This window comes from Burkholderia sp. MR1-5-21, from assembly GCF_053427715.1.
Genome location: NZ_JBSAXD010000006.1, coordinates 68,427 through 87,432, shown reverse-complemented (window position 1 = coordinate 87,432; position 19,006 = coordinate 68,427). Strand labels below are relative to the sequence as shown.

Here is a 19,006-nt window from a genome sequence, read left to right as displayed (position 1 = left end):
CGAACAGCGCCTAGGGCGCCAGCATCAGGTCCCGATGCGCGGACTCCCTGAATGCGCCGGGCGTCAGCCCGGTTTGCTTGCGGAAATAGCGGCTGAAATACGCGCTGTCGTCGAAGCCCATTTCGTGCGCGATCTGCTTGACGCTCAGGTTCGAGTAGACGAGATCCCGCTGCGCCTCGCGAATCACATGCTCGTTGACGACTGCCGTCGGCGACGTGCCCAGTTCCTCCCGGCAGATTCGCGCGAGCTGCGCGGCGGCCACGCCGAGCCGCCCCGCATAGAATTCGACCGGCCGATGTTCACGAAAATGCGCGGCGATCAGCTCGCGAAAGCGTTGCAGCAGCACGCCGCGACGATCGACGCCGGCATTCGACGGCACGGCGGCGAGATCGCTGAGGCGGGCGATCTGGACGAATAACGCTACCAGCAATGCCATCCCGGCGGCGTCTCGGCCGCGCGCGCCGCCGCGAAATTCCTGCTCGAGCAGGTCGAACAGCGGCATCAGCATCGACACGCTGGTATCCGGCCCCCTGACCGGAATGACCGCCGCACGCTGCAGGATCGGCAGCACGCCCGGTGCGGCCACTTTCATCAACGCTTCCAGCGCGCGTTGCGCGACCGTGATCACGAGGCCGTCGATCTCCGGCGTGAACTCGAACGCATGCACCGTCTGCGCCGGCAACAGCACGATGCACGGCGGATCGAACGCGTGCTTTTCGCTCTCGATCACGACGTGTCCGTCTCCTCCGCGGATGTACAAAATCTGCAATAGCGCGTCGTGGCGGTGCGCGGCGATATGCCAGTCGTTCGGCCGGCTGCGCTCCGGGATCCATTCGAAGTTGAACGCGTTGTACCAAGGCGGACGCGCCGACTCGCCGTACAGGTCGTAGTTAGGGATTCTCCTCATGCCGATTTGCCTCCTGTGTACAAATTGTCCTGCCGCTTGCTGCGTTTGTCCAATTTCCGCGCGCCACGCGCTTCTATACTTTTTTCACGGAAACGGCCTGCGTGAATCGCTCACCGGGCGCTGATTTCGCGTCGCATCCAACCGTCGAGGCAACGCGTCTTCGACAATCGATCAGGATACCGTAAAAAATGTCAGAGACTGGGATTCAACCTGCGGGCTGGCTGGCGCTCGACAGCCGGATATGTGTGGTAACGGGCGCGGCCGGCGGCATCGGCGCCGCGATTGCGCATGTTCTCGCCGATGCAGGCGCCCGGCTCGCGCTGCTCGACCGGGACGCCGACAGGACGATTGCGCTCGCCGAACAACTGCGCGCGCGTGGCCGTGACGCGGTCGCGATCGGCTGTGATATCGGCGACGTGTCGAGCGTCGCGCACGCAGCCGAGCGCGTGCATCGCGAGCTGGGCACTGCCGACGTGTTGGTCAACAACGCAGGGTTGTTGCGTCCCGGCGGCATCGACACGCTCGACCTCGACGCATGGAACGCGATGCTGCAGGTCAATCTGACGGGCTACATGCTGTGTTCGCAGGCATTCGGGCGCGCGATGCTCGCTCGCGGCGCCGGCGCGCTCGTGCACGTCGCGTCGATCGCGGCCCGTCACCCGCAGACGTATAGCGGTGCGTACAGCGCCAGCAAGGCCGCGGTCGCGATGCTGGCGCGGCAACTGGCGGCGGAGTGGGGGCCGCGCGGGGTCCGCAGCAACACCGTGTGCCCGGGCATGATCCGCACGCCGCTCTCCGAGTCGTTCTATACACATGGCGACATCGAGGCGCGACGCAGCGCGATGACGGCGAGCCGCCGCATCGGCCGGCCCGACGACATCGCGAACGTCGTCGCATTTCTCGCGAGCCCGCGCGCGTCGTACGTGAACGGCGCGGAGCTGGTCGTCGACGGCGGGCTCGATTCGATGCTGATGGATCTGGTTCCGCGGCCGGGCTTCGACGCCGGCGCCGCGACGCAGAAGTGAGTCACGGAAGGAGAGGGGATGCCATGAACACTCAGCAGCGTACGAACGATCTCACGTGCGACATGCTCGTGATCGGATCGGGAGCGGGAGGCCTGTCGACCGCGATTACCGCGCGCAAGGCCGGGCTCGACGTGATCGTCATCGAGAAGGAAGCCTGCTTCGGCGGGACGACCGCATTTTCCGGCGGGGTCTTGTGGATTCCCGGCAACCGTCATGCGTTGGCCAACGGCGTGCAGGATACGCGCGAGGCCGCACGCACGTATCTGCGCGGCGAAACGGGCGCATTCCATGACGAAGCTGCAATCGACGCCTTTCTCGAGCACGGTCCGCAGATGCTCGAATTCTTCGAGCGGGAGACCGAGGTCAGGTTCGTCCCGACGCTCTATCCGGACTATCACCCGAATGTGTGTGGCGGTGTCGACATCGGGCGGTCGGTGGTGGCAGCGCCATACGACGCGCGCAGGCTCGGACGGCATCTCGAGCGGCTTCGACCGCCGTTGAAGACGATCACGTTCATCGGGATGATGTTCAATTCGTCGAATGCGGACCTCAAGCATTTCTTCAACGCGACGCGTTCGCTGAAGTCGGCGTGGTACGTAACCAGGCGGCTCGCGTCGCATCTGAAGGATCTCGCGCTGTATCGCCGCGGCGTGCAGGTGACGAGCGGCAACGCGCTCGCCGCACGGCTCGCGAAGTCGGCGCTCGACCTCGGGATTCCGATTCTCACGAGTACCGACGCGCGTGAACTGATCATGCACGACGGCCGCGTGACCGGCGCAGTGGTGAGGGGCGAAGGCGCGGAACAACGCATCATTGCGCGCCGTGCTGTCGTGCTCGCATGCGGCGGCTTTTCGCACGACGTGGCGCGCATCGCGCAGGCGTACCCGCATCTGAAACGCGGGGGCGAGCATCTGTCGCCGGTTCCTTCAGGCAATACCGGCGACGGCGCGAAGCTCGCCGAACGCGCGGGCGGCCGTGTCGAGATCCGCTATCCGCAGCCGGCCGCGTGGATGCCCGTGTCGCGCGTGCCGGTCGGCAACGGGCAATTCGCTGTCTTTCCGCACCTGCTCGATCGCTACAAGCCGGGCGTGATCGGCGTGACGCGCCATGGCAAACGCTTCACCAACGAATCGAATTCGTATCACGACGTCGGCGCCGCGATGATCGAAGCGTGCCGCGACGACCCCGAAACGGCGATGTGGCTCGTCTGCGACCACGCGACGATCCGCAAGTACGGTCTCGGTTTTGCGAAGCCGGCGCCGGTGCCGCTCGGGCCGCTGCTGCGCAACGGCTACCTCGTCACGGGCCGCACGCTCGCGGAACTCGCGCAGCGCGCGGGCATCGACGCGGCCGCGCTGGAACGCACGGTTCGGCGCTACAACGACGGCGCCGCACGTGGCGAGGATCCCGAGTTCGGCCGTGGGACGACCACGTTCAACCGTTATCTCGGCGATCCGGATCATCGGCCGAATCCCTGTGTTGCGCCGATAGGCAACGGCCCGTACTACGCGCTGAAGATCCTGATGGGCGACCTCGGCACGTTCGACGGGATTCGCACCACGGTCGCCGGCCAGGTGCTGGCCGCGAACGATTGTCCGATCGCCGGCCTCTACGCGGTCGGCAACGATCGCGCCAGCATCATGGGCGGCAACTATCCGGGCGCCGGTATCACGCTCGGGCCGATCATGACGTTCGGATACCTGACGGCTCGTCACGTTGCGGGGCTGTATGAGCCGGCAACAGCCGGTTCCGCACCGAATTCCGAGCGCGTCCGCGAAACCACCTGAACCGCTACCGATCATGAACACCTCGAAAGCCTTCATCGACCATCGCATCTACACGATCCGCCCGCGCGGCATGACGGAGTTCCTCGAGATCTTCGACCGCCTCGCGATGCCGGTGCAGCTCAAGCATCTCGGCGCGCCGGTCGGTTTCTACATGAGCGACATCGGTGCGCTCAACCAGGTCGTCCACCTGTGGGGTTACGACAGCATCGCCGACTACGACACCCGCCGCACCGCGCGCGATGCAGATCCCGCGTGGCCGGCCTACCTGCAGGCGTCGGGTCATCTGATCGTCGCGCAGGAGAGCCGGATCATCCGCCGAGTCGATTTTCCGAGCCTCAGGCATCTGACGTCCTGAGCGGTTCATCCGCACCGGCAAACCTTTCAGAGCGAAACATGGAGACATCCGTGCGCGAGCGGCGCAGGCGCAGCTCGCCCGGACCAACAAGGAGACATCAGATGCAACCCGCTAACCGTACGCTCGACGTGCAGTCGGTCATCGACACCGAGCGCTTTTCCGCTTGCCAGTGGCTGATCCTGATCCTGTGCTTTTGCGTCGTCGCGGCCGACGGCTACGACACGGCGGCGATCGGCTTCATCGCGCCGTCGCTGGTGCACGACTGGGGGATTGCGCGCGGCGCGCTCGGCCCCGTGATGAGCGCGGCGCTCGCCGGGCTCGGCATCGGCGCGCTTGCCGCCGGACCGCTGGCGGACCGGTTCGGCCGCAAGACCGTGCTGGTATCGTCCGTCGCGTGCTTCGGCGTCTGGAGTCTCGTATCGGCGCACGCGCAGACCATCGACGCGCTGACGGCGTTGCGCTTCCTGACCGGTCTCGGGCTCGGCGCGGCGATGCCCAATGCGGTGACGCTGATGTCCGAGTATGCGCCGGCGCGCGTACGCGGGATCGCCGTCAACGCGATGTTTTGCGGCTTCTCGTGCGGGCTCGCGCTGGGCGGTGTCGCGTCGGCGTGGCTGATTCCGCATCATGGCTGGCAGAGCGTGCTGACGGCCGGCGGCATCGGGCCGATCGCGCTGGCCGCGTTTCTCGTGGTTCTGCTGCCGGAGTCGGCGCAGTTTCTCGCGGCGCGGCGCGGCACGCATGCGCGCATCGCCCGGATCCTTGCGCGGATTGCGCCGCGTCAGCGCTTCGACGACTGCACGTTCGTCGCGACACACACGCACGCCGAAGCGGATGACGGGCGCTCCGCGCTGTCGCTGGTGCTGTCGTCGCAGTTTCGCTCGCGCACGCTGATGCTGTGGCTCGCGTATTTCATGGGCTTGCTGATCTATTACCTGTTGACGAACTGGATGCCGACGCTGTTTCGCGACGCCGGCTTCGGCGCCGAGCGTGGCGCGCTGATGACGTCGCTGTTCCCGCTCGGCGGCGTGGTCGGCAATCTCTGCACGGGCTGGTTGATGGACCGTTTCAACCCGAACCGGACGATCGTTCTTGCGTACGTGGTCGCGGCAGGCCTGGTGCTGGTGGTCGGCCGCACGATCGGTCACGCGGCATGGCTCGGCACGCTGATCTTCCTGTGCGGCACCGTCGTCACCAGTGCCGTGACGTCGATGTCGGCCTATGCGGCGAGCCTGTATCCGATGCGCGGCCGGGCGACCGGTGTGGCCTGGATGCTCGGGATCGGCAGGATCGGCGGTGTCGCGGGCGCGTTTGTCGGCGCGGCGCTGATGGGGCTGGGCTGGAATGTCGGCGATGTGTTCAGCCTGCTCGCGGTGCCGGCGCTGGCCGCCGCCGGCGCACTGCATGCGATCGTCAACTGCCGGCCCGAATACACCGAGCAGGAACGCGCAGCCGGGCCGGCCGCACCGCAGCACTGACGCTCGAACGATTCGTCGACGAGCAAGCAGACGTTGGTGCGCGTCGCGATGCGGCACACATTCCGAGGCCGCCGTCGGATTCGTCGCCGCTTCCATGCTTCGATGCCGCAACCGCCGGCGATTGGTTAAAGTAGCGGCAATGTGACGGGCGAGGGTGAGCATGCAGCGCTTGCCCCGCCCGATCGACGAATCCTCGACACGCACAACCGATGACCACCGAACAAGACGACGATCTCGATCCCGCCATTGTCGCGATCCTGGCGGCGCTGCATGAAGCGGCGCGCGACCCCGCGGGTAAACCGTGGTCGCTCCCGAAGCTCGCGAAGCGCACGCAATTGCCGATGAGCGCGTTGCGCCGCGTGTTGACGCAGCTCGATGCGGGCGGCCTGACCGCGACGACCGTGCGCGAAGACGGCACGGGCTCGGCGGCATTGACCGATGAGGGGCGCGCGCTGTGCGCCCAGCTTTTCGATGCTGCATAAAGAAAGCGGGCCGCCGAAGCAGCCCGCCATCCGTCCGGTCGATTCGCCGATGGATCACCAGCGCGCCGTCACCCCCGCCATGACCGAATGATCGTAAGTCTGGTCGTTCAACCCGCGCCGGTATCCGACATCGAGATCGAGCCAGGGCTTCGGCGAGTAGATCGCGCCCGCGATCACGAAAGCGGGATTCGCCGACGTGCCACGTTCTGCGTTGCGTGACGTCCCCACATCGACGACCAGTTGCAGCGCATCGGTTGCCCGATAGATCGCGGCGCCGGAGACCTGCCAGATCGACGTGAGGTCGTCCTGCCGATTCGGCTGATACGTGATTCCGGCATTCGCGAGAAACGAAAACCGCGCGACGTCGACCTGCGCGAGCATCGTTGCGCCGGCGCCGACGCGCCCGGTTCCGAGGCCGCGCCGGTCGTTCCCGGTCGGCATCGTCAGCTTCGGCTTCAGCGCGAGCGTGAACGGCCCGCGTTCGACGAAGCGCCATTTCATTCCGGCTTCGACATCCCCGAATCCCGAGCCGTTGTCGTCGGACCGCGTCTGCAGATGCGTATACGGCGCGCTGACGTACAGATCGACACGCTCGCCGAACCCGCGCGTCAACGTCGAATTCCAGAGTTGCTGACGTCCGGTTTCTTCCTGTTTCGACGTCTCCTCGACGTTCAGTTCGAACTGCCAGTTCGCATTGCCCTGCGTGCCCGTGTCGTCGCTGACGAGCGGATGGGCTGCATCGGCGCCGATCGGCACGAGGAAAGCGCTCGCGGCGGCGAGCGGAAGCATTCTTTTCATGAGGTCACCTGTGAAGCATTGCACACGGCAAGGCCCGCGCGTCGCGCGCGAGCCCGCCGGTCGTCATGCGTTGGAAGCGGAAGGGATCAGAACCACTGCTTGTACCGGCGCACGTAGATCGTCTTGACGATCTGCGCGAGCAGGATGTAGCCGACCATCGTCGCGGCGAGCCACAGCCAGAAGCTGCCCGGCAAGTGCATGAAGCCGAGCGAATCCGCGAACGGCGAGAAGGGCAGCCAGCAGCCGATCGCGATCGCCGTGAACGTCGACAACAGCACCGGCAGCGCCGCCGTGCTCTGCAGGAACGGAATCTTCTGCGTGCGCAGCAGGTGCACGACGAGCGTCTGCGACACGAGGCTCTCGATGAACCAGCCGGAGTTCATTACGATCTGGCCGCCCGAACCGCCGTGCAGGTGATACATCGCGCCCGCGCCGAACACGGTCCACATCAGCACGTACGTGGTGATGTCGAACACCGACGACGTCGGCCCGACCCACAGCATGAAGCGGCTGATGTTGCCGGCTTCCCACTTGCGCGGCTTCTTCAGGAACTCGGGATCCATCTTGTCCCACGGCAGCAGCATCTGCGACGTGTCGTAGATCAGGTTCAGCACCAGCAGCTGCGTCGCGAGCATCGGCTCCCACGGCAGGAACGCACTGGCGACGAGCACCGAGAACACGTTGCCGAAGTTCGAGCTGGCGGTCATGTTCAGGTACTTGAGAATGTTGCCGAACGTCTCGCGGCCCTTGATCACGCCTTCCTCGAGCACCATCAGGCTCTTTTCGAGCAGGATGATGTCGGCCGTTTCCTTTGCGATGTCCGCGCCGCTGTCGACGGAGATGCCGACGTCGGCGTCACGCAAGGCCGGCGCGTCGTTGATGCCGTCGCCGAGGAAGCCGACCGTGTGGCCGTTCGCCTGCAGCGCCTTGACGATGCGCGCCTTCTGCAGCGGCGTGAGCTTCGCGAACACGGTCGTGCGTTCGACGACCTGAGCGAGCGTCGCGTCGTCGAGTGCTTCGACCTCGGTGCCGAGGATCGGCTTGCCGGGCTCGAGGCCGACCTGGCGGCACACCTTCATCGTGACGGTCGGATTGTCGCCCGTCAGCACTTTCACGGCGACGCCGTTCTCGCGCAGCGCCGCGAGTGCGGGCGCGGCCGATTCCTTCGGCGGGTCGAGGAAGGTCAGGAAGCCGCGCACGATGAGGTCGCGCTCGTCAGCGGTACGGTATTGCTCGCGCTCGTCGCCGCGCGGGATCGCGCGCGTGGCCACTACGAGCACGCGGAAGCCGTCCTCGTTGTATGCGTTCGCCTGTTCGAGCAGCCGCTTGCGGGCGACGAAATCGAGCGGCCGCACGCCGTCTTCGTCCTGCACGTGGGTCGACACGGCGAGCATTTCCTCGACGGCGCCCTTGCAGATCAGCGTGTGCGTGCCGCGCGTGTCCTCGACGACGACCGACAGGCGGCGCCGCACGAAATCGAACGGCAGCTCGTCGATCTTCTTGTAGCCCTGCGGCTTTACCCGGTCGCCGATCTCGTTCGCGCGATTGACGACCGCGATGTCGATCAGGTTCTTCTGGCCGCTCTGATGGAAGCTGTTCAGCCAGCCGAGCGTCAGGATCTCCTCGTTCTTGTGGCCGGACAGGTCGAGGTGGTGCTCGAGGATGATCTTGTCCTGCGTGAGCGTGCCCGTCTTGTCGGTGCAGAGCACGTCCATCGCGCCGAAGTTCTGCACGGAGTTCAGGCGCTTGACGACGACCTTGCGGCGCGCCATCGCGACCGCGCCGCGTGCGAGGTTCGCGCTGACGATCATCGGCAGCATTTCCGGCGTCAGGCCGACGGCCACCGCGAGCGCGAACGTGAGCGCACTCAGCCAGTCGCCCTTGGTCAGCCCGTTGATCATGAAGACGATCGGCACCATCACGAACATGAACTTGATCAGCAGCCAGCTCACGCTCGCGACACCGCGGTCGAAGCTCGTCTCGATCCGCTTGTGGCTCACGACGTTGCGCGCAAGCGACCCGAAATAGGTGTCCTCGCCCGTTGCCACGACGACCGCGGTCGCCGTGCCGCTGACGACGTTGGTGCCCATGAAGCAGACGTTCTCGAGATCGAGCAGCGACGACGACGCGTCGTTCGCGGCGGCCGCGCGTGCATTGGCCGACTTGCCGGCGACCGCGCCGAGCGTGTCGTACTTCTCGACGGGCAGCGCTTCGCCCGTCAGCACGGCCTGGCTGATGAACAGGTCGCGCGACGCGATCAGGCGCACGTCGGCCGGAATCATGTCGCCGGCCGACAGGTGCACGATGTCGCCGACCACCACTTCGCGCATCGGAATGTCGCGACGCGCGGGCTCGGCGGTGTCGGTGACCGCGCGCTGCACGGTCGCGGTCGTGCGCACCATCGCCTTGAGCTTCTCGGCGGCACGCAGCGAGCGGAACTCCTGCACGAAGCGCAGCAGTGCGCTGATCGTGACCATCGTCAGCAGGATCGTCATGCCGACGTAGTCGCGATCGTCGGGCGCCGCGAACCAGACGTCCGTGCAGAAGCTGATCGCGGCGAGCACGAGCAGCACGTAGACGAACGGGTTGTGGAACGAATGCAGCAACTGGGTGGCCCAGTGCGGCGGCTTGTCGTGCGCGATCTCGTTCGGGCCGTAGCGCTCGAGGCGGTCGGCGGCCTGCGAGTAGGTGAGGCCGCGCATGCTGGTGCGCAGCGACTTCAGCGTGTTTTCGAGCGGGCCGGCGGATTCCTGTGCGGCGCGCATGATGCGCGGTTCGTTCTGCTGACCGGCGCCGCCGGCCTTGATGAAGCCGCGCTGTTTCTTGTGCGAGGGATTACGTTGTGTCATGTGTCGCTCCATGCGCGCGAGGCGGCGGGCGGGGAGCGCACGTTATCGACGAACGAACGCTCCCCGCCGCGTCGCGTCAGGCGCGATCGGCTGGGTATCGGTGAAGGGGGGAACGCTCGCCGGCGCGCCGTGCGTCGTGATGCAGCGGGTGTGCAGGGCCGCACCGGCGAGCGGTAATCGACTACTTTCGTCTGAGTTCATTGGCACTCCTGTCGTTGTCGGTCGACGGCACGGCAATCGGTGGCGGTGCGTGCATGACGGCACGCACGCCGGACGGCGCGCGAACGGAATACGCACGCAGCCGGGCTGCGCGCGCGACGGACGTGCGCTACCGCGTCGGCGGTTGCACGTCGTTCAAAAAAATCGGCGGGGTTTCTGGCCGGTCAGGCCGGAAGGGCGCCGCATCCTGCTTCCCGGGATGCGGCAGAAGACGAGGCTCTGCGCAGTTTCCTCAGGCGGCAGTCATGTTGGTCAAGCACCAACTACAACTCGCATCGGTGTTCACAGAACACTCCATGTGTTTAGACGGGGGCGATGGTAAAGGGACGCAGTGCGAAGCGTCAACCCTTTTGTAAGACATTTTTTTTGAGATTGTCATGCATCGCCGGCCGGATCGTAAGGCAGCGCGGGTTCCTGTTCGCCGGGCGCGTTGCGCGCGACGATCGCGCCCTCGGCGGTTGCCGAAGGCGCGTATGCGACCGCATCGCCGATCAGGTGCGTTACTGCGTCGACGCGGTCACGGCGGCAGCCGCATCGACGATGCCGGCGCCCGCAGGCAGTGCCGTGCACGACGTGCCGGCCGGCAGCTTCGTCGTCCGCGCGCCGCCCTGCAGTTTCTGCTGGATCTGCGCGGGCGTCAGGTTGCCGTTGACTGCGAGCATCAGCGCGGCGACGCCCGACACCTGCGGCGTGGCGAGGCTCGTGCCGTTCGCGAGGTTGTAGGTGTCCGCGCCGGGCACGGTCGTCCCCGTGTTCGACGTCGACAGGATGTTGACGCCCGGCGCGGAGAGCGCGACGTCGGTGCCGAAGTTGCTGAACGATGCGCGCCGGCCGGTCGCGTCGGTCGCGCCGATGCTGATCACGCCGCGGCAGTTCGCCGGCTGGTCGAGCCCGGTCGACAGTCCGTCGTTGCCGGCCGCGACGACAACCGTCACGCCTTTGGCGGTCACGTCGTCGACCGCCTGCTGGAACGTCTGGCTGCACGTGCCGGTGCCGCCGAGGCTCAGGTTGATGATCTTCGCGGGCGTCGGATTGGCCGGCACGCCGTTGACCGCGATGCCGGCGGCCCAGCGCATCGCGTCGGCGATGTCGCTCGTCACGCCGCCGCACTTGCCGAGCACGCGCACCGGCAGGATCTTGCCGAGCCACGAGACGCCGGCGATGCCGATGTTGTTGTTCGCGGCCGCGCCGATGACGCCCGCGACGAGCGTGCCGTGCCAGCTGCTGTTGCTCGGCGCGCTCGCGCAGTGGTAGAACGGGCCGCCCACGTTGTCGATCTCCTGTTGCGTGACCCAGTCGCCCGGGTCGGTCGCGTCGGGGCCGCGCGTGTTGCCGTTGTTGCTCGTGTTGACGTTGGAGATGAAGCTGTAGCCGGGAAGCAGGTTGCTGACGAGGTCCGCGTGCGGGCGGTAGCCCGTGTCGAGCACGGCGGTGACGACCGTCGGCGCGCCCTTGGTCAGCGTCCAGGCGGCGGGCAGGTCGATGCCGGCCGTCGGATCGAAGAGGTTCCACTGCTGGCTGTAGTCCGGATCGGTCGGCGTGTCGCGCACACCCATCCGGCTGTCCGGTTCCGCGTAGTCGACGTCCGCGTCGGCGGCGAACACCTGCGCGAGCGCGGCTGCGTCGGCCGCCGCGATGTGCTGCCCGAGCGCCAGCACGGACGCGCCGTTCGACATCGTCCGCTCGACCTGCACGTTCAGCGGCGTCTGCGACGCCGTGCTCGAATACGCGCGTGCGGCGCCGCCCGGCGCGCCCCATTGCGTGATCGCGCGCTGGATCACCGCGTCGATGCGCGACGTGCCGTTGGCGGCCGACATCGCCTGCGCGGCTGTCACGGTCTTGAGCTTCACGATCAGGTGATCGACCGGCGGCGCATTTGCGGCGACGGTTTGCGCCGCCATCTGCGCGGCGGCCTGCTGGGTCGCGCACGAGCTGCTGCTGGTCGGCGTCGACGGGGTAGGTGTCGGCGTGGGCGACGGTGCCGGCGCGGCAGTGGACGGTGCCGCGCTGCTGCCGTCGCCGCCGCCGCCGCCGCAACCGGCGAGCGGCAGCAGCGCGGCGGCGGACAGCATGCCGGCCAGCGCGCGGGCGTGAGCGAACCGTGCCACAGCGGGATTGAAACGTTTGGCTCTCATGGTGAAACTCGATCCTGGTAGATAGCCGTCGTGCCGGCGGTGGCAGTCGGGCCGGTCGCCGCGATCGTCGCCTGTCGTTGCGTTATCGCGTCGGCGTCGCTCGGCGGTCAGCCGGCCCTTCTCGTTGTTTTCCGGCGGCCTCAGCGACCGATGCTGCGACGCGCCACGCTCTGGGTAACGGCCGTTGCGGCCGCTTCTTGAGCGCGCTTCAAAAGAAAACATGGCTGGCGCGCAAACGATAGCGTTGCTGCACGCCAGCACGAACATGCGTTTCGAACGGTCGATATATCGGGAGGGCCGGCGGCGCTCCGAGATCGGGCGGCACGGCGCCGCACAAGCAGGGCTGGACGACGGCCGCAGACCTTACGCTTTCCCTGATGAGGGGCGATTTTGGCGGGCGTAGGATCGCGGTTCGATCCACGATTCGTCAGGAGAAAGGCATGGACCGTCGTTACCGTTGGCTGGCCGTCGCGCTGTCGTGTGCGCTGGCGGGCGCCGCGCACGCGCAGGCGCTCACAGGTACGCTGAAGAAGATCAAGGACACGGGCATCGTGTCGCTCGGCATTCGCGAATCGTCGGTGCCGTTTTCTTATTCCGACAACCAGCAGAAGAACATCGGCTACTCGCGGGACATCGCGTCGCGCATCATCGACCAGCTCAGGACGGACCTGAACCTGCCCGGCCTCATGGTGAAGGAGATTCCGATCACGTCGCAGAACCGGATTCCGCTGCTGCAGAACGGCACGATCGATTTCGAATGCGGATCGACGACGAACACGCTCGAGCGGCAGAAGCAGGCGGCGTTCTCGAACAGCATCTTCCTGTACGGCATTCGCTTCAGCACGCGCAAGGATTCGGGCGTGAAGGACTTCGCGGATCTCGCGGGCAAGACGGTCGCGACGACGGCGGGCACGTCGGACGAGCGCCTGCTGCGCAAGCTCAACGAAGAGAAGAACATGAACATGACGATCATCAGCGCGAAGGACCACGCGGAGGCGTTCATGAACGTGACGACGGGCCGCGCAGTCGCGTTCGTGATGGACGAGCCGCTGCTGTACGGCGAACTCGCGAAGGACCGCAATCCTGGCGCGTACACGGTGACGGGCACGCCGCTCGTCCACGAGAACTACGCGTGCATGTTGCGCAAGGACGATCCGGCGTTCAAGCATGTCGTCGACGGCGTGATCGCGAAGATGCAGACGTCGGGGGAGGCCGAGAAGGGGTATAACCGCTGGTTTACGCAGCCGATTCCGCCGAAGGGGATGAACCTGAACTATCCGCTGTCGGCGGAGATGAAGCAGCTTTTCAGGAGTCCGACGGATCAGGCGCAGTATTGAACGAGCAGCGCAGCGTGGATGCCGCCACGATGCCCGAGCCGCGTGCGGCACGTGTCGGCATCTGCAAACCATGCTTGCGTTCGCCTGACGATCCATCGATGACGCTCCACGCACGCTTTGCTGTCGATACCCTTGCGGACGATGCGCACAGTGACGGTCCGCCGGGGACTGGGTGTGCCCGCCGCATCCATGCTCGCGCAGTCTGCGTTGCGCCGCCACGAGCCACTGCATGACTGCAATTTCGGGGTGAGGCAGATTTCAGAGTAGACGATTCCTGCGCTGCTCACGAATCGTTGCCGATTTTTTTTGCTGCACCCAACGAGAAACGTTGCGCAAGCAACGCTGCCGAGTCGCATCGGCGGACGGGAATTTTGCGCATGCTCGTTCTAAAGGAACGTCTTGTAATTCAGCGATAGTTTCCTACCATGGATTGCATTCGACGCCGAGGCCCAATATCCCGGGTTGATCGGGAACAGAACGATACAAGCGGCGCCGCGAATATTCAATTTCGCATCTCATTCCGGGGAATCGTTGCAATGATCAAAACCGTGGCCATCCCGAGCGCTCGCTCGGGACATGATCCGGGGTAGTACGACCGGGGTTCATGCTCTTCGAGGTCGGCGCGACGTTCTCGGCGCGGGGAGAGGATTTGCCGTTGACGTCTCGTAGACGCTCAAATTTCGAAGTGCAAATTATCGAACCGCGATAGATGGCGCCGACGGATCGTGCTCGCCCCGAATTCGGTGAACCCGCCGATCCGATATCCGCATTCCCTGATACCCGCTATTTGCGCCAGGCACTAACGTTCTGCGCTTGCTTGCCGATAACCCATGCTGGCCACGACCAAGCAGATATCGAGGGTTTTCAATGCATTTCTGGCGCAAGCTATCCATTCAGAACAAGTTGATTCTCAGCATGACCAGTTGCCTGCTGGTCTTCGTCGCGATTTCGAGCGGGTTGAGCCTCTGGTTGATCGGGAACGCCGTGCGCGAGCGTGTCGTGCATGACGAACTGCCGACCGCACTCGACAGCATCCGCGCCGACGTGCAGCGTCAACTCGCCGGACCGGTCGCGGCATCGCGCGTGCTGGCTCGCGACGCCTTTCTGCTGCAATGGGAGGCCGACGGCGAACCCGATGCGGGCACGCGCAACTGGATGCGTCTTGCCGAGAGCGTGAAGGCGGAGCAGAAGGCCGCGTCCGTGCAGTGGGTATCGCTGAAGAGCGGCAATTACTACAACGAGGGCGGTCTGCAGCGGAAGGTCGGCGACAACGATCGGTGGCTGACCGCCTTCCTCGCGTCCGGCAAGCCGTTCGAGGTCAACATGGACCATGAGGTGACTGGCGGCGGCTACATGATGTTCATCAACAGCCGCGTGGAAATCGACGGGAATCCGGTTGGCGCGGCCGGCATGAGCCTGTCGGTGGACGCGCTGGCCAAGGGCATCGCCGCATACCGGATCGGCGAAACCGGGTTCGCGTATCTCGTGCGCCCGGACGGCGCGATCATGATGCATCGCGACACGTCGCTGATCGACGGCAAGCACTTCCTGGCGGACGAGGCCGGGCTGTCCGGCGATGCCGCATCGGTGCTGCTGGCCGGCAAGCCGTACGCTTACCTGAGCTATGCGGGAGCAGGGGGCGCGCGTTTCATCGCGACGTCCTTCATTCCGGAGCTGAACGCCTATGTCGTCGTCGAGGTGCCGCAGGGCGAGATGCTCGGGCCTGTCACGCATGCGATCCGGAATGCCGCGCTGGTGGCTGCCGTCGCAGGGTTGGGCGTGGCGTTGATCGTCATTCTGCTGGTCGGCCGCGCGATCGCGGCGCCGATCCGGCGGGCCGCGTCGCTGCTGTCCGAGATCGCCGGCGGCCACGGCGACCTGACTCGCCGCATGACGGTCGAGAGCGAGGACGAGATCGGGCAATTGTCGGAGGCGTTCAATCGCTTCGTGTCGTCGCTGGCGACGCTCGTTCATCGCATCCGGGCCGCATCGACGTCGATCGCGACCGGCTCCGCGCAGATCGCTTCGGGCAACGCGGATCTCAGCGAGCGCACCGAGGGCCAGTCGAGCAACCTGGAGAAGACTGCATCGTCGATGGAGGAGATCACCGCCGTCGTGAAGAACAACACGGAAACCGCGCGCACCGCGGCCCGGATGGTCACCGGCGCATCCGATACGGCCGTGCGCGGCGGGCAGGTGGTCGGGGAAGTGGTGAGCACGATGGAGCAGATCAGCGACGCGTCGAACCGGATTTCCGAAATCATCGGGTTGATCGACAGCATCTCGTTCCAGACCAATATCCTCGCGCTCAATGCTGCGGTGGAAGCCGCACGTGCGGGTGAGCAAGGCCGGGGGTTTGCGGTGGTGGCGTCAGAAGTGCGCAACCTCGCGCAGCGCAGCGCGCAGGCGGCGAAGGAGATCAAGGCATTGATCGAGCATAGTGCGGGGACGGTGAGCGTCGGTTCGCGTCTGGTCGGCGAAGCCGGTGAAGTCATGCGCGACGTCGTCTCGCAGGTGCAAGGCGTCAGCACGATGATGAACGAGATCGCCGAGGCGAGCCTCGAACAGAGTGCCGGGATCGATCAGATCGGTGGCGCCGTGCAGTCGCTCGACGAGATGACGCAGCAGAACGCGGCGCTGGTCGAGGAGAGTGCGGCTGCGGCGGAGAGCTTGAGGCAGCAGGCTGCCGAGCTGACGCGGTTGGTGGCGGCGTTCAAGGTGGAGGTTTGAGGGTTTGCGTGAGTGAATCGGGCTGATGTCGGGGGTGTTGCGTGGACGCCGCCTGTGTTCGGAATGTGGGTGGCGGACATTCAGCGCTCCGGCCGGCTGATGGGTGTCCTGCGTCACGACCAGCGGGTGCATGCTGTCGACCTGTTGCGGGCCATTGACGCGCCAATATGTATGACAAAAGCCCCGCCAAGTGCCGGGCGGGGCTATGTAACGCCTATTCCCGATAGGTCAGCTCCTCGGCCAACTCATTGATCAGTATCGAAAGATACTTGGCATCGCTGGTTGCATGTTGTTGAACGTGAGCCGGATCTGACGCGCTTCCAAGCAGACGAATCGCTCCGCTCTGAACGGCCGCTTTGACGATTTCCGCTGCCATCGCTGCTGCGTCTCCGCGATTGAACAATGTCATTCGCCGCCTCCGCTTCGTTGACCATGGAATAGTCATCGTAGCAAAGGGTGGGGTGGCGTGAACGGGATTTCAGGCCAATCGCGCGTCGCTCAGGTGGGGCGCAGCATGACGAATGCGCGGACGAGCAGCCAGATCCCGTTTGTGGATGCTCAGGCGATCAGCACGCTTGGGGCGGAGCGTGCAGCGGGAGCGGATCGTGAACAGGCGGGCGACGTACCATCAGTCCGCACCTGGCTCGAGTCGACCCGCTTCGACTGTTCTCACGACCGCTTGCCGGCCTGCCTTGTTCACGCATAACCTTGCTCGGATTCGCGGTTCTCGAACAGGTACCGAGCATGCTGCCCTATCCTTTGCGCCTTTTTCCCGGCGATGATTTGCGCGCGTCTGTCGAGGAGGCGCTGCGTCAGCAAGGCGTGCGTGCGGCGTTCGTCCTTCAGGGCATCGGCAGCCTCAGCGTTGCCCAATTGCGATTCGCGGGTGCCGAGGCGCCGGTCACGCAGCGCGGCGATCTCGAAATATTGACCCTGGCAGGTTCGGTGGCTCCCGATGGCGCACACCTGCACATGTCCGTTTCGGATGCAGGCGGTCAAGTGTTCGGCGGTCATGTGGCGACCGGATGCACGGTTCGCACGACCGCAGAGATACTGCTCGTCCTGCTTCCGGAGCATCGCTTCTCTCGTGAACTCGATGACCGCACCGGATTCAAGGAGCTTGTGGTTCGGCATGAATCAAGCGGCAGCGCCGCCTGAACGACAGTCATTTCCATGCTCGACTATTCGAAAGGGTTCGGGCATACGGACCTTGTCACGTGCTGAACGTGTCGCATGACATGAATGCGGAACGTCAAGACGTGGTGCCGAAGCCGGGCAGGGACCCACCACGTTCAATTGCAGGTCGCGACCTTTCCTGTCTGATGTATCCCGCTGTAAAGTGAGTGGCGTCGGCGGCAGACGATGGACCCCATGAAGTCCGTTCCTGCCGTAGAGGACAAAAATGGGGCATGATTTGAACGCGGGCTGGGGTGTAGCGTCGGTCTCCGCCCACGGGTCGCTTGAATCATTGTCAGGCCGCGCACAGGCCACACTTCAGGAGAGCTCATGTTTGACCACGTCGTATTCGGAGTCAGCGACTATGCAGCGAGCAAGGTGTTCTTCCTCAAGGCACTCGAGCCGCTCGGCATAGCGGTTGTCCAGGAGGGACAGCACGGCATCGAGCTCAGCTCGGACGGCAAGACGTCGTTGTGCATGTTCCAGACCGAGGAGAAGCCGGCGCATCTTCACCTGGCGTTCGTGGCCGAGAATCGCCAGCAAGTCGACGCATTCCATCGCGCGGCTCTGGAGGCGGGCGGCAAAGACAATGGTGCGCCTGGTCTGCGTCCGCGCTACCACGCGAACTACTATGCGGCTTTCGTCACTTGTCCGGATGGGCACAACATTGAACTGGTTTGCCACAAACCCGAGGCCTGACTGTTTCGTCTTTTGGTCAGGTCGGATGAACGGCAGGAGATGGCCGACATTACACGTTCATGTAGACCGCCGGAAAGCTGACGTTGAGGATTCCAGCGTCGACGACATCGGAGCAATGGGCGGACAAGATTACCGCCACCAAGCGCGCCAGCGGGCTGCTGAAATGCACACCCAGCTTCGGGTCGGGTAGACGTCGAGCAAAATTCTGATGAGTTTGTTGGCGTTTGCCATGACCGTCATATCGGCGCCGGGCGCTGCAATATGCGCGCCGACAGCGCGCGACACAGCCAGATCGGACCCTGGCCGGACGAGAAATGCCGCAGTCATGGTTTTCGCGTTCCTCGTCTTATCCGTTCCAGATATTTTCCTGAGGCGACTTCGATTCGCACCGTGTCCCCTTCCTTGATGAACTGAGGAACGAGAACTTCCATGCCGTTCTCGAGGGTGGCGGTCTTGAAGGTGGAGGTTTCATGCTCGTGCAGGCCCGGCGGCGTGGACACGACGCTCAACTCGACCGCCGGGGGGAATGCGATGGTGACGGGCTCACCCTCATAAAGCTGCACCGGGATTCGCATATTGGGCTGAAGAAACTTTTCGTATGCGCCGATGGTTTCCGAGGGAAAACTGATCTGTTCGAAGGTGTCGGGATTCATGAAGTAGAAGGCGACACCATCCGTGTACAGATACTCCATATCCTTGCGATCGAGCGCGTACTCCTCGAGCTTGTCACCCGGGTGCAACCGCAGTTCCTTGATGTGACCGGTCTTCAGGTTCTTGACCCTGGCAAAGACCGCGCTCGCCTGCTGGCCGCCGCCAGCGTGGTACCCGGCGCTGACGACGCTATGAAGTTCGCCTTCGAGCATGACGACCATGCCCGACTTCAGTCCGGAAGCCTCGACCATTTGCTTGTCTCCGCCTGGTCAGCAAGATGACGCCTTCAGCCTAGCACTGCAGCGGACCTCCAACAACCGGTCGGCCGCAACAGCGACAAATCAATCAGGCGACTTTGAACGGGCTTTGTCCCGGACT

The 19,006-nt window shown here is 65.0% G+C and carries 16 protein-coding genes; 9 read left to right on the top strand and 7 right to left on the bottom strand.

Translation table 11 applies throughout. From position 1 onward, the window contains the following. Positions 1-10: 10 nt before the first annotated feature. Positions 11-907 carry a helix-turn-helix domain-containing protein gene (locus tag ACV229_RS10620; protein WP_448083084.1) on the bottom strand — a complete coding sequence of 299 codons (897 nt, stop codon included), beginning with the start codon at positions 905-907 and terminating at the stop codon, positions 11-13. Between the two features lie 188 nt (positions 908-1,095). Between ACV229_RS10620 and ACV229_RS10615 the strand changes: the two genes are divergently transcribed. The 5 genes from ACV229_RS10615 to ACV229_RS10595 all read left to right on the top strand — a co-directional run bounded on the left by ACV229_RS10615 (position 1,096) and on the right by ACV229_RS10595 (position 6,034). Then, positions 1,096-1,932: an SDR family NAD(P)-dependent oxidoreductase gene (locus tag ACV229_RS10615; RefSeq protein ID WP_448083083.1), complete on the top strand. Its 837-nt coding sequence runs from the start codon at positions 1,096-1,098 to the stop codon at positions 1,930-1,932. A gap of 23 nt (positions 1,933-1,955) precedes the next feature. After that, positions 1,956-3,719: an FAD-dependent oxidoreductase gene (locus ACV229_RS10610; protein ID WP_448083082.1), complete on the top strand. Its 1,764-nt coding sequence runs from the start codon at positions 1,956-1,958 to the stop codon at positions 3,717-3,719. 13 nt (positions 3,720-3,732) lie between these two features. Continuing rightward, a complete protein-coding gene (locus ACV229_RS10605; RefSeq protein WP_448083081.1) occupies positions 3,733-4,074 on the top strand; it encodes an NIPSNAP family protein in 342 nt (113 codons plus the stop codon). 101 nt (positions 4,075-4,175) lie between these two features. Next, a complete protein-coding gene (locus ACV229_RS10600) occupies positions 4,176-5,552 on the top strand; it encodes an MFS transporter (protein ID WP_448083080.1) in 1,377 nt (458 codons plus the stop codon). Positions 5,553-5,761: 209 nt separating this feature from the next. Further along, positions 5,762-6,034 carry a transcriptional regulator gene (locus ACV229_RS10595; RefSeq protein ID WP_448083079.1) on the top strand — a complete coding sequence of 91 codons (273 nt, stop codon included), beginning with the start codon at positions 5,762-5,764 and terminating at the stop codon, positions 6,032-6,034. 54 nt (positions 6,035-6,088) lie between these two features. Here the strand turns inward: ACV229_RS10595 and ACV229_RS10590 are convergent, their stop codons facing one another. The 3 genes from ACV229_RS10590 to ACV229_RS10580 all read right to left on the bottom strand — a co-directional run bounded on the left by ACV229_RS10590 (position 6,089) and on the right by ACV229_RS10580 (position 12,035). Continuing rightward, complete coding sequence (locus tag ACV229_RS10590; RefSeq protein WP_448083078.1) at positions 6,089-6,832, bottom strand: transporter; 744 nt, start codon at positions 6,830-6,832, stop codon at positions 6,089-6,091. Positions 6,833-6,918: 86 nt separating this feature from the next. After that, entirely contained in the window at positions 6,919-9,681 is a 2,763-nt protein-coding gene (mgtA, locus tag ACV229_RS10585) for a magnesium-translocating P-type ATPase (RefSeq protein ID WP_448083077.1), read from the bottom strand. Positions 9,682-10,400: 719 nt separating this feature from the next. After that, on the bottom strand, positions 10,401-12,035 hold the full coding sequence (locus tag ACV229_RS10580) for a S8 family peptidase (RefSeq protein WP_448083076.1): 1,635 nt from the start codon (positions 12,033-12,035) through the stop codon (positions 10,401-10,403). A gap of 440 nt (positions 12,036-12,475) precedes the next feature. Between ACV229_RS10580 and ACV229_RS10575 the strand changes: the two genes are divergently transcribed. Together ACV229_RS10575 and ACV229_RS10570 are read left to right on the top strand one after the other, a co-directional pair. Beyond that, positions 12,476-13,372 (top strand): glutamate/aspartate ABC transporter substrate-binding protein, encoded by an 897-nt coding sequence (locus ACV229_RS10575; protein WP_448083075.1) that lies wholly within the window; start codon positions 12,476-12,478, stop codon positions 13,370-13,372. Between the two features lie 867 nt (positions 13,373-14,239). Beyond that, positions 14,240-16,102, top strand: coding sequence for a methyl-accepting chemotaxis protein (locus tag ACV229_RS10570; RefSeq protein WP_448083074.1), 1,863 nt, complete (start codon positions 14,240-14,242; stop codon positions 16,100-16,102). A gap of 214 nt (positions 16,103-16,316) precedes the next feature. On the opposite strand, the gene ACV229_RS10565 is transcribed toward ACV229_RS10570, so the two are convergent. Continuing rightward, entirely contained in the window at positions 16,317-16,511 is a 195-nt protein-coding gene (locus tag ACV229_RS10565; RefSeq protein WP_448083073.1) for a hypothetical protein, read from the bottom strand. A gap of 335 nt (positions 16,512-16,846) precedes the next feature. Here ACV229_RS10565 and ACV229_RS10560 point away from each other — a divergent pair, with 335 nt between their 5' ends. Both ACV229_RS10560 and ACV229_RS10555 read left to right on the top strand, forming a co-directional pair. After that, positions 16,847-17,260, top strand: coding sequence for a PPC domain-containing DNA-binding protein (locus ACV229_RS10560; protein WP_448083072.1), 414 nt, complete (start codon positions 16,847-16,849; stop codon positions 17,258-17,260). Between the two features lie 348 nt (positions 17,261-17,608). After that, positions 17,609-17,977 carry a VOC family protein gene (locus tag ACV229_RS10555; RefSeq protein ID WP_448083071.1) on the top strand — a complete coding sequence of 123 codons (369 nt, stop codon included), beginning with the start codon at positions 17,609-17,611 and terminating at the stop codon, positions 17,975-17,977. 129 nt (positions 17,978-18,106) lie between these two features. Here the strand turns inward: ACV229_RS10555 and ACV229_RS10550 are convergent, their stop codons facing one another. Both ACV229_RS10550 and ACV229_RS10545 read right to left on the bottom strand, forming a co-directional pair. Next, on the bottom strand, positions 18,107-18,304 hold the full coding sequence (locus ACV229_RS10550) for a hypothetical protein (RefSeq protein ID WP_448083070.1): 198 nt from the start codon (positions 18,302-18,304) through the stop codon (positions 18,107-18,109). After that, on the bottom strand, positions 18,301-18,879 hold the full coding sequence (locus tag ACV229_RS10545) for an elongation factor P (RefSeq protein ID WP_448083069.1): 579 nt from the start codon (positions 18,877-18,879) through the stop codon (positions 18,301-18,303). The genes ACV229_RS10550 and ACV229_RS10545 overlap by 4 nt, the downstream gene beginning before the upstream one ends. Between the last annotated feature and the right edge of the window lie 127 nt (positions 18,880-19,006).

Bases quoted from the DNA above. Each gene is read 5' to 3' on its own strand.
- ACV229_RS10620 (WP_448083084.1), bottom strand. From the start codon at position 907: ATGAGGAGAATCCCTAACTACGACCTGTACGGCGAGTCGGCGCGTCCG.
- ACV229_RS10615 (WP_448083083.1), top strand. From the start codon at position 1,096: ATGTCAGAGACTGGGATTCAACCTGCGGGCTGGCTGGCGCTCGACAGC.
- ACV229_RS10610 (WP_448083082.1), top strand. From the start codon at position 1,956: ATGAACACTCAGCAGCGTACGAACGATCTCACGTGCGACATGCTCGTG.
- ACV229_RS10605 (WP_448083081.1), top strand. From the start codon at position 3,733: ATGAACACCTCGAAAGCCTTCATCGACCATCGCATCTACACGATCCGC.
- ACV229_RS10600 (WP_448083080.1), top strand. From the start codon at position 4,176: ATGCAACCCGCTAACCGTACGCTCGACGTGCAGTCGGTCATCGACACC.
- ACV229_RS10595 (WP_448083079.1), top strand. From the start codon at position 5,762: ATGACCACCGAACAAGACGACGATCTCGATCCCGCCATTGTCGCGATC.
- ACV229_RS10590 (WP_448083078.1), bottom strand. From the start codon at position 6,832: ATGAAAAGAATGCTTCCGCTCGCCGCCGCGAGCGCTTTCCTCGTGCCG.
- mgtA (WP_448083077.1), bottom strand. From the start codon at position 9,681: ATGACACAACGTAATCCCTCGCACAAGAAACAGCGCGGCTTCATCAAG.
- ACV229_RS10580 (WP_448083076.1), bottom strand. From the start codon at position 12,035: ATGAGAGCCAAACGTTTCAATCCCGCTGTGGCACGGTTCGCTCACGCC.
- ACV229_RS10575 (WP_448083075.1), top strand. From the start codon at position 12,476: ATGGACCGTCGTTACCGTTGGCTGGCCGTCGCGCTGTCGTGTGCGCTG.
- ACV229_RS10570 (WP_448083074.1), top strand. From the start codon at position 14,240: ATGCATTTCTGGCGCAAGCTATCCATTCAGAACAAGTTGATTCTCAGC.
- ACV229_RS10565 (WP_448083073.1), bottom strand. From the start codon at position 16,511: ATGACATTGTTCAATCGCGGAGACGCAGCAGCGATGGCAGCGGAAATC.
- ACV229_RS10560 (WP_448083072.1), top strand. From the start codon at position 16,847: ATGCTGCCCTATCCTTTGCGCCTTTTTCCCGGCGATGATTTGCGCGCG.
- ACV229_RS10555 (WP_448083071.1), top strand. From the start codon at position 17,609: ATGTTTGACCACGTCGTATTCGGAGTCAGCGACTATGCAGCGAGCAAG.
- ACV229_RS10550 (WP_448083070.1), bottom strand. From the start codon at position 18,304: ATGACTGCGGCATTTCTCGTCCGGCCAGGGTCCGATCTGGCTGTGTCG.
- ACV229_RS10545 (WP_448083069.1), bottom strand. From the start codon at position 18,879: ATGGTCGAGGCTTCCGGACTGAAGTCGGGCATGGTCGTCATGCTCGAA.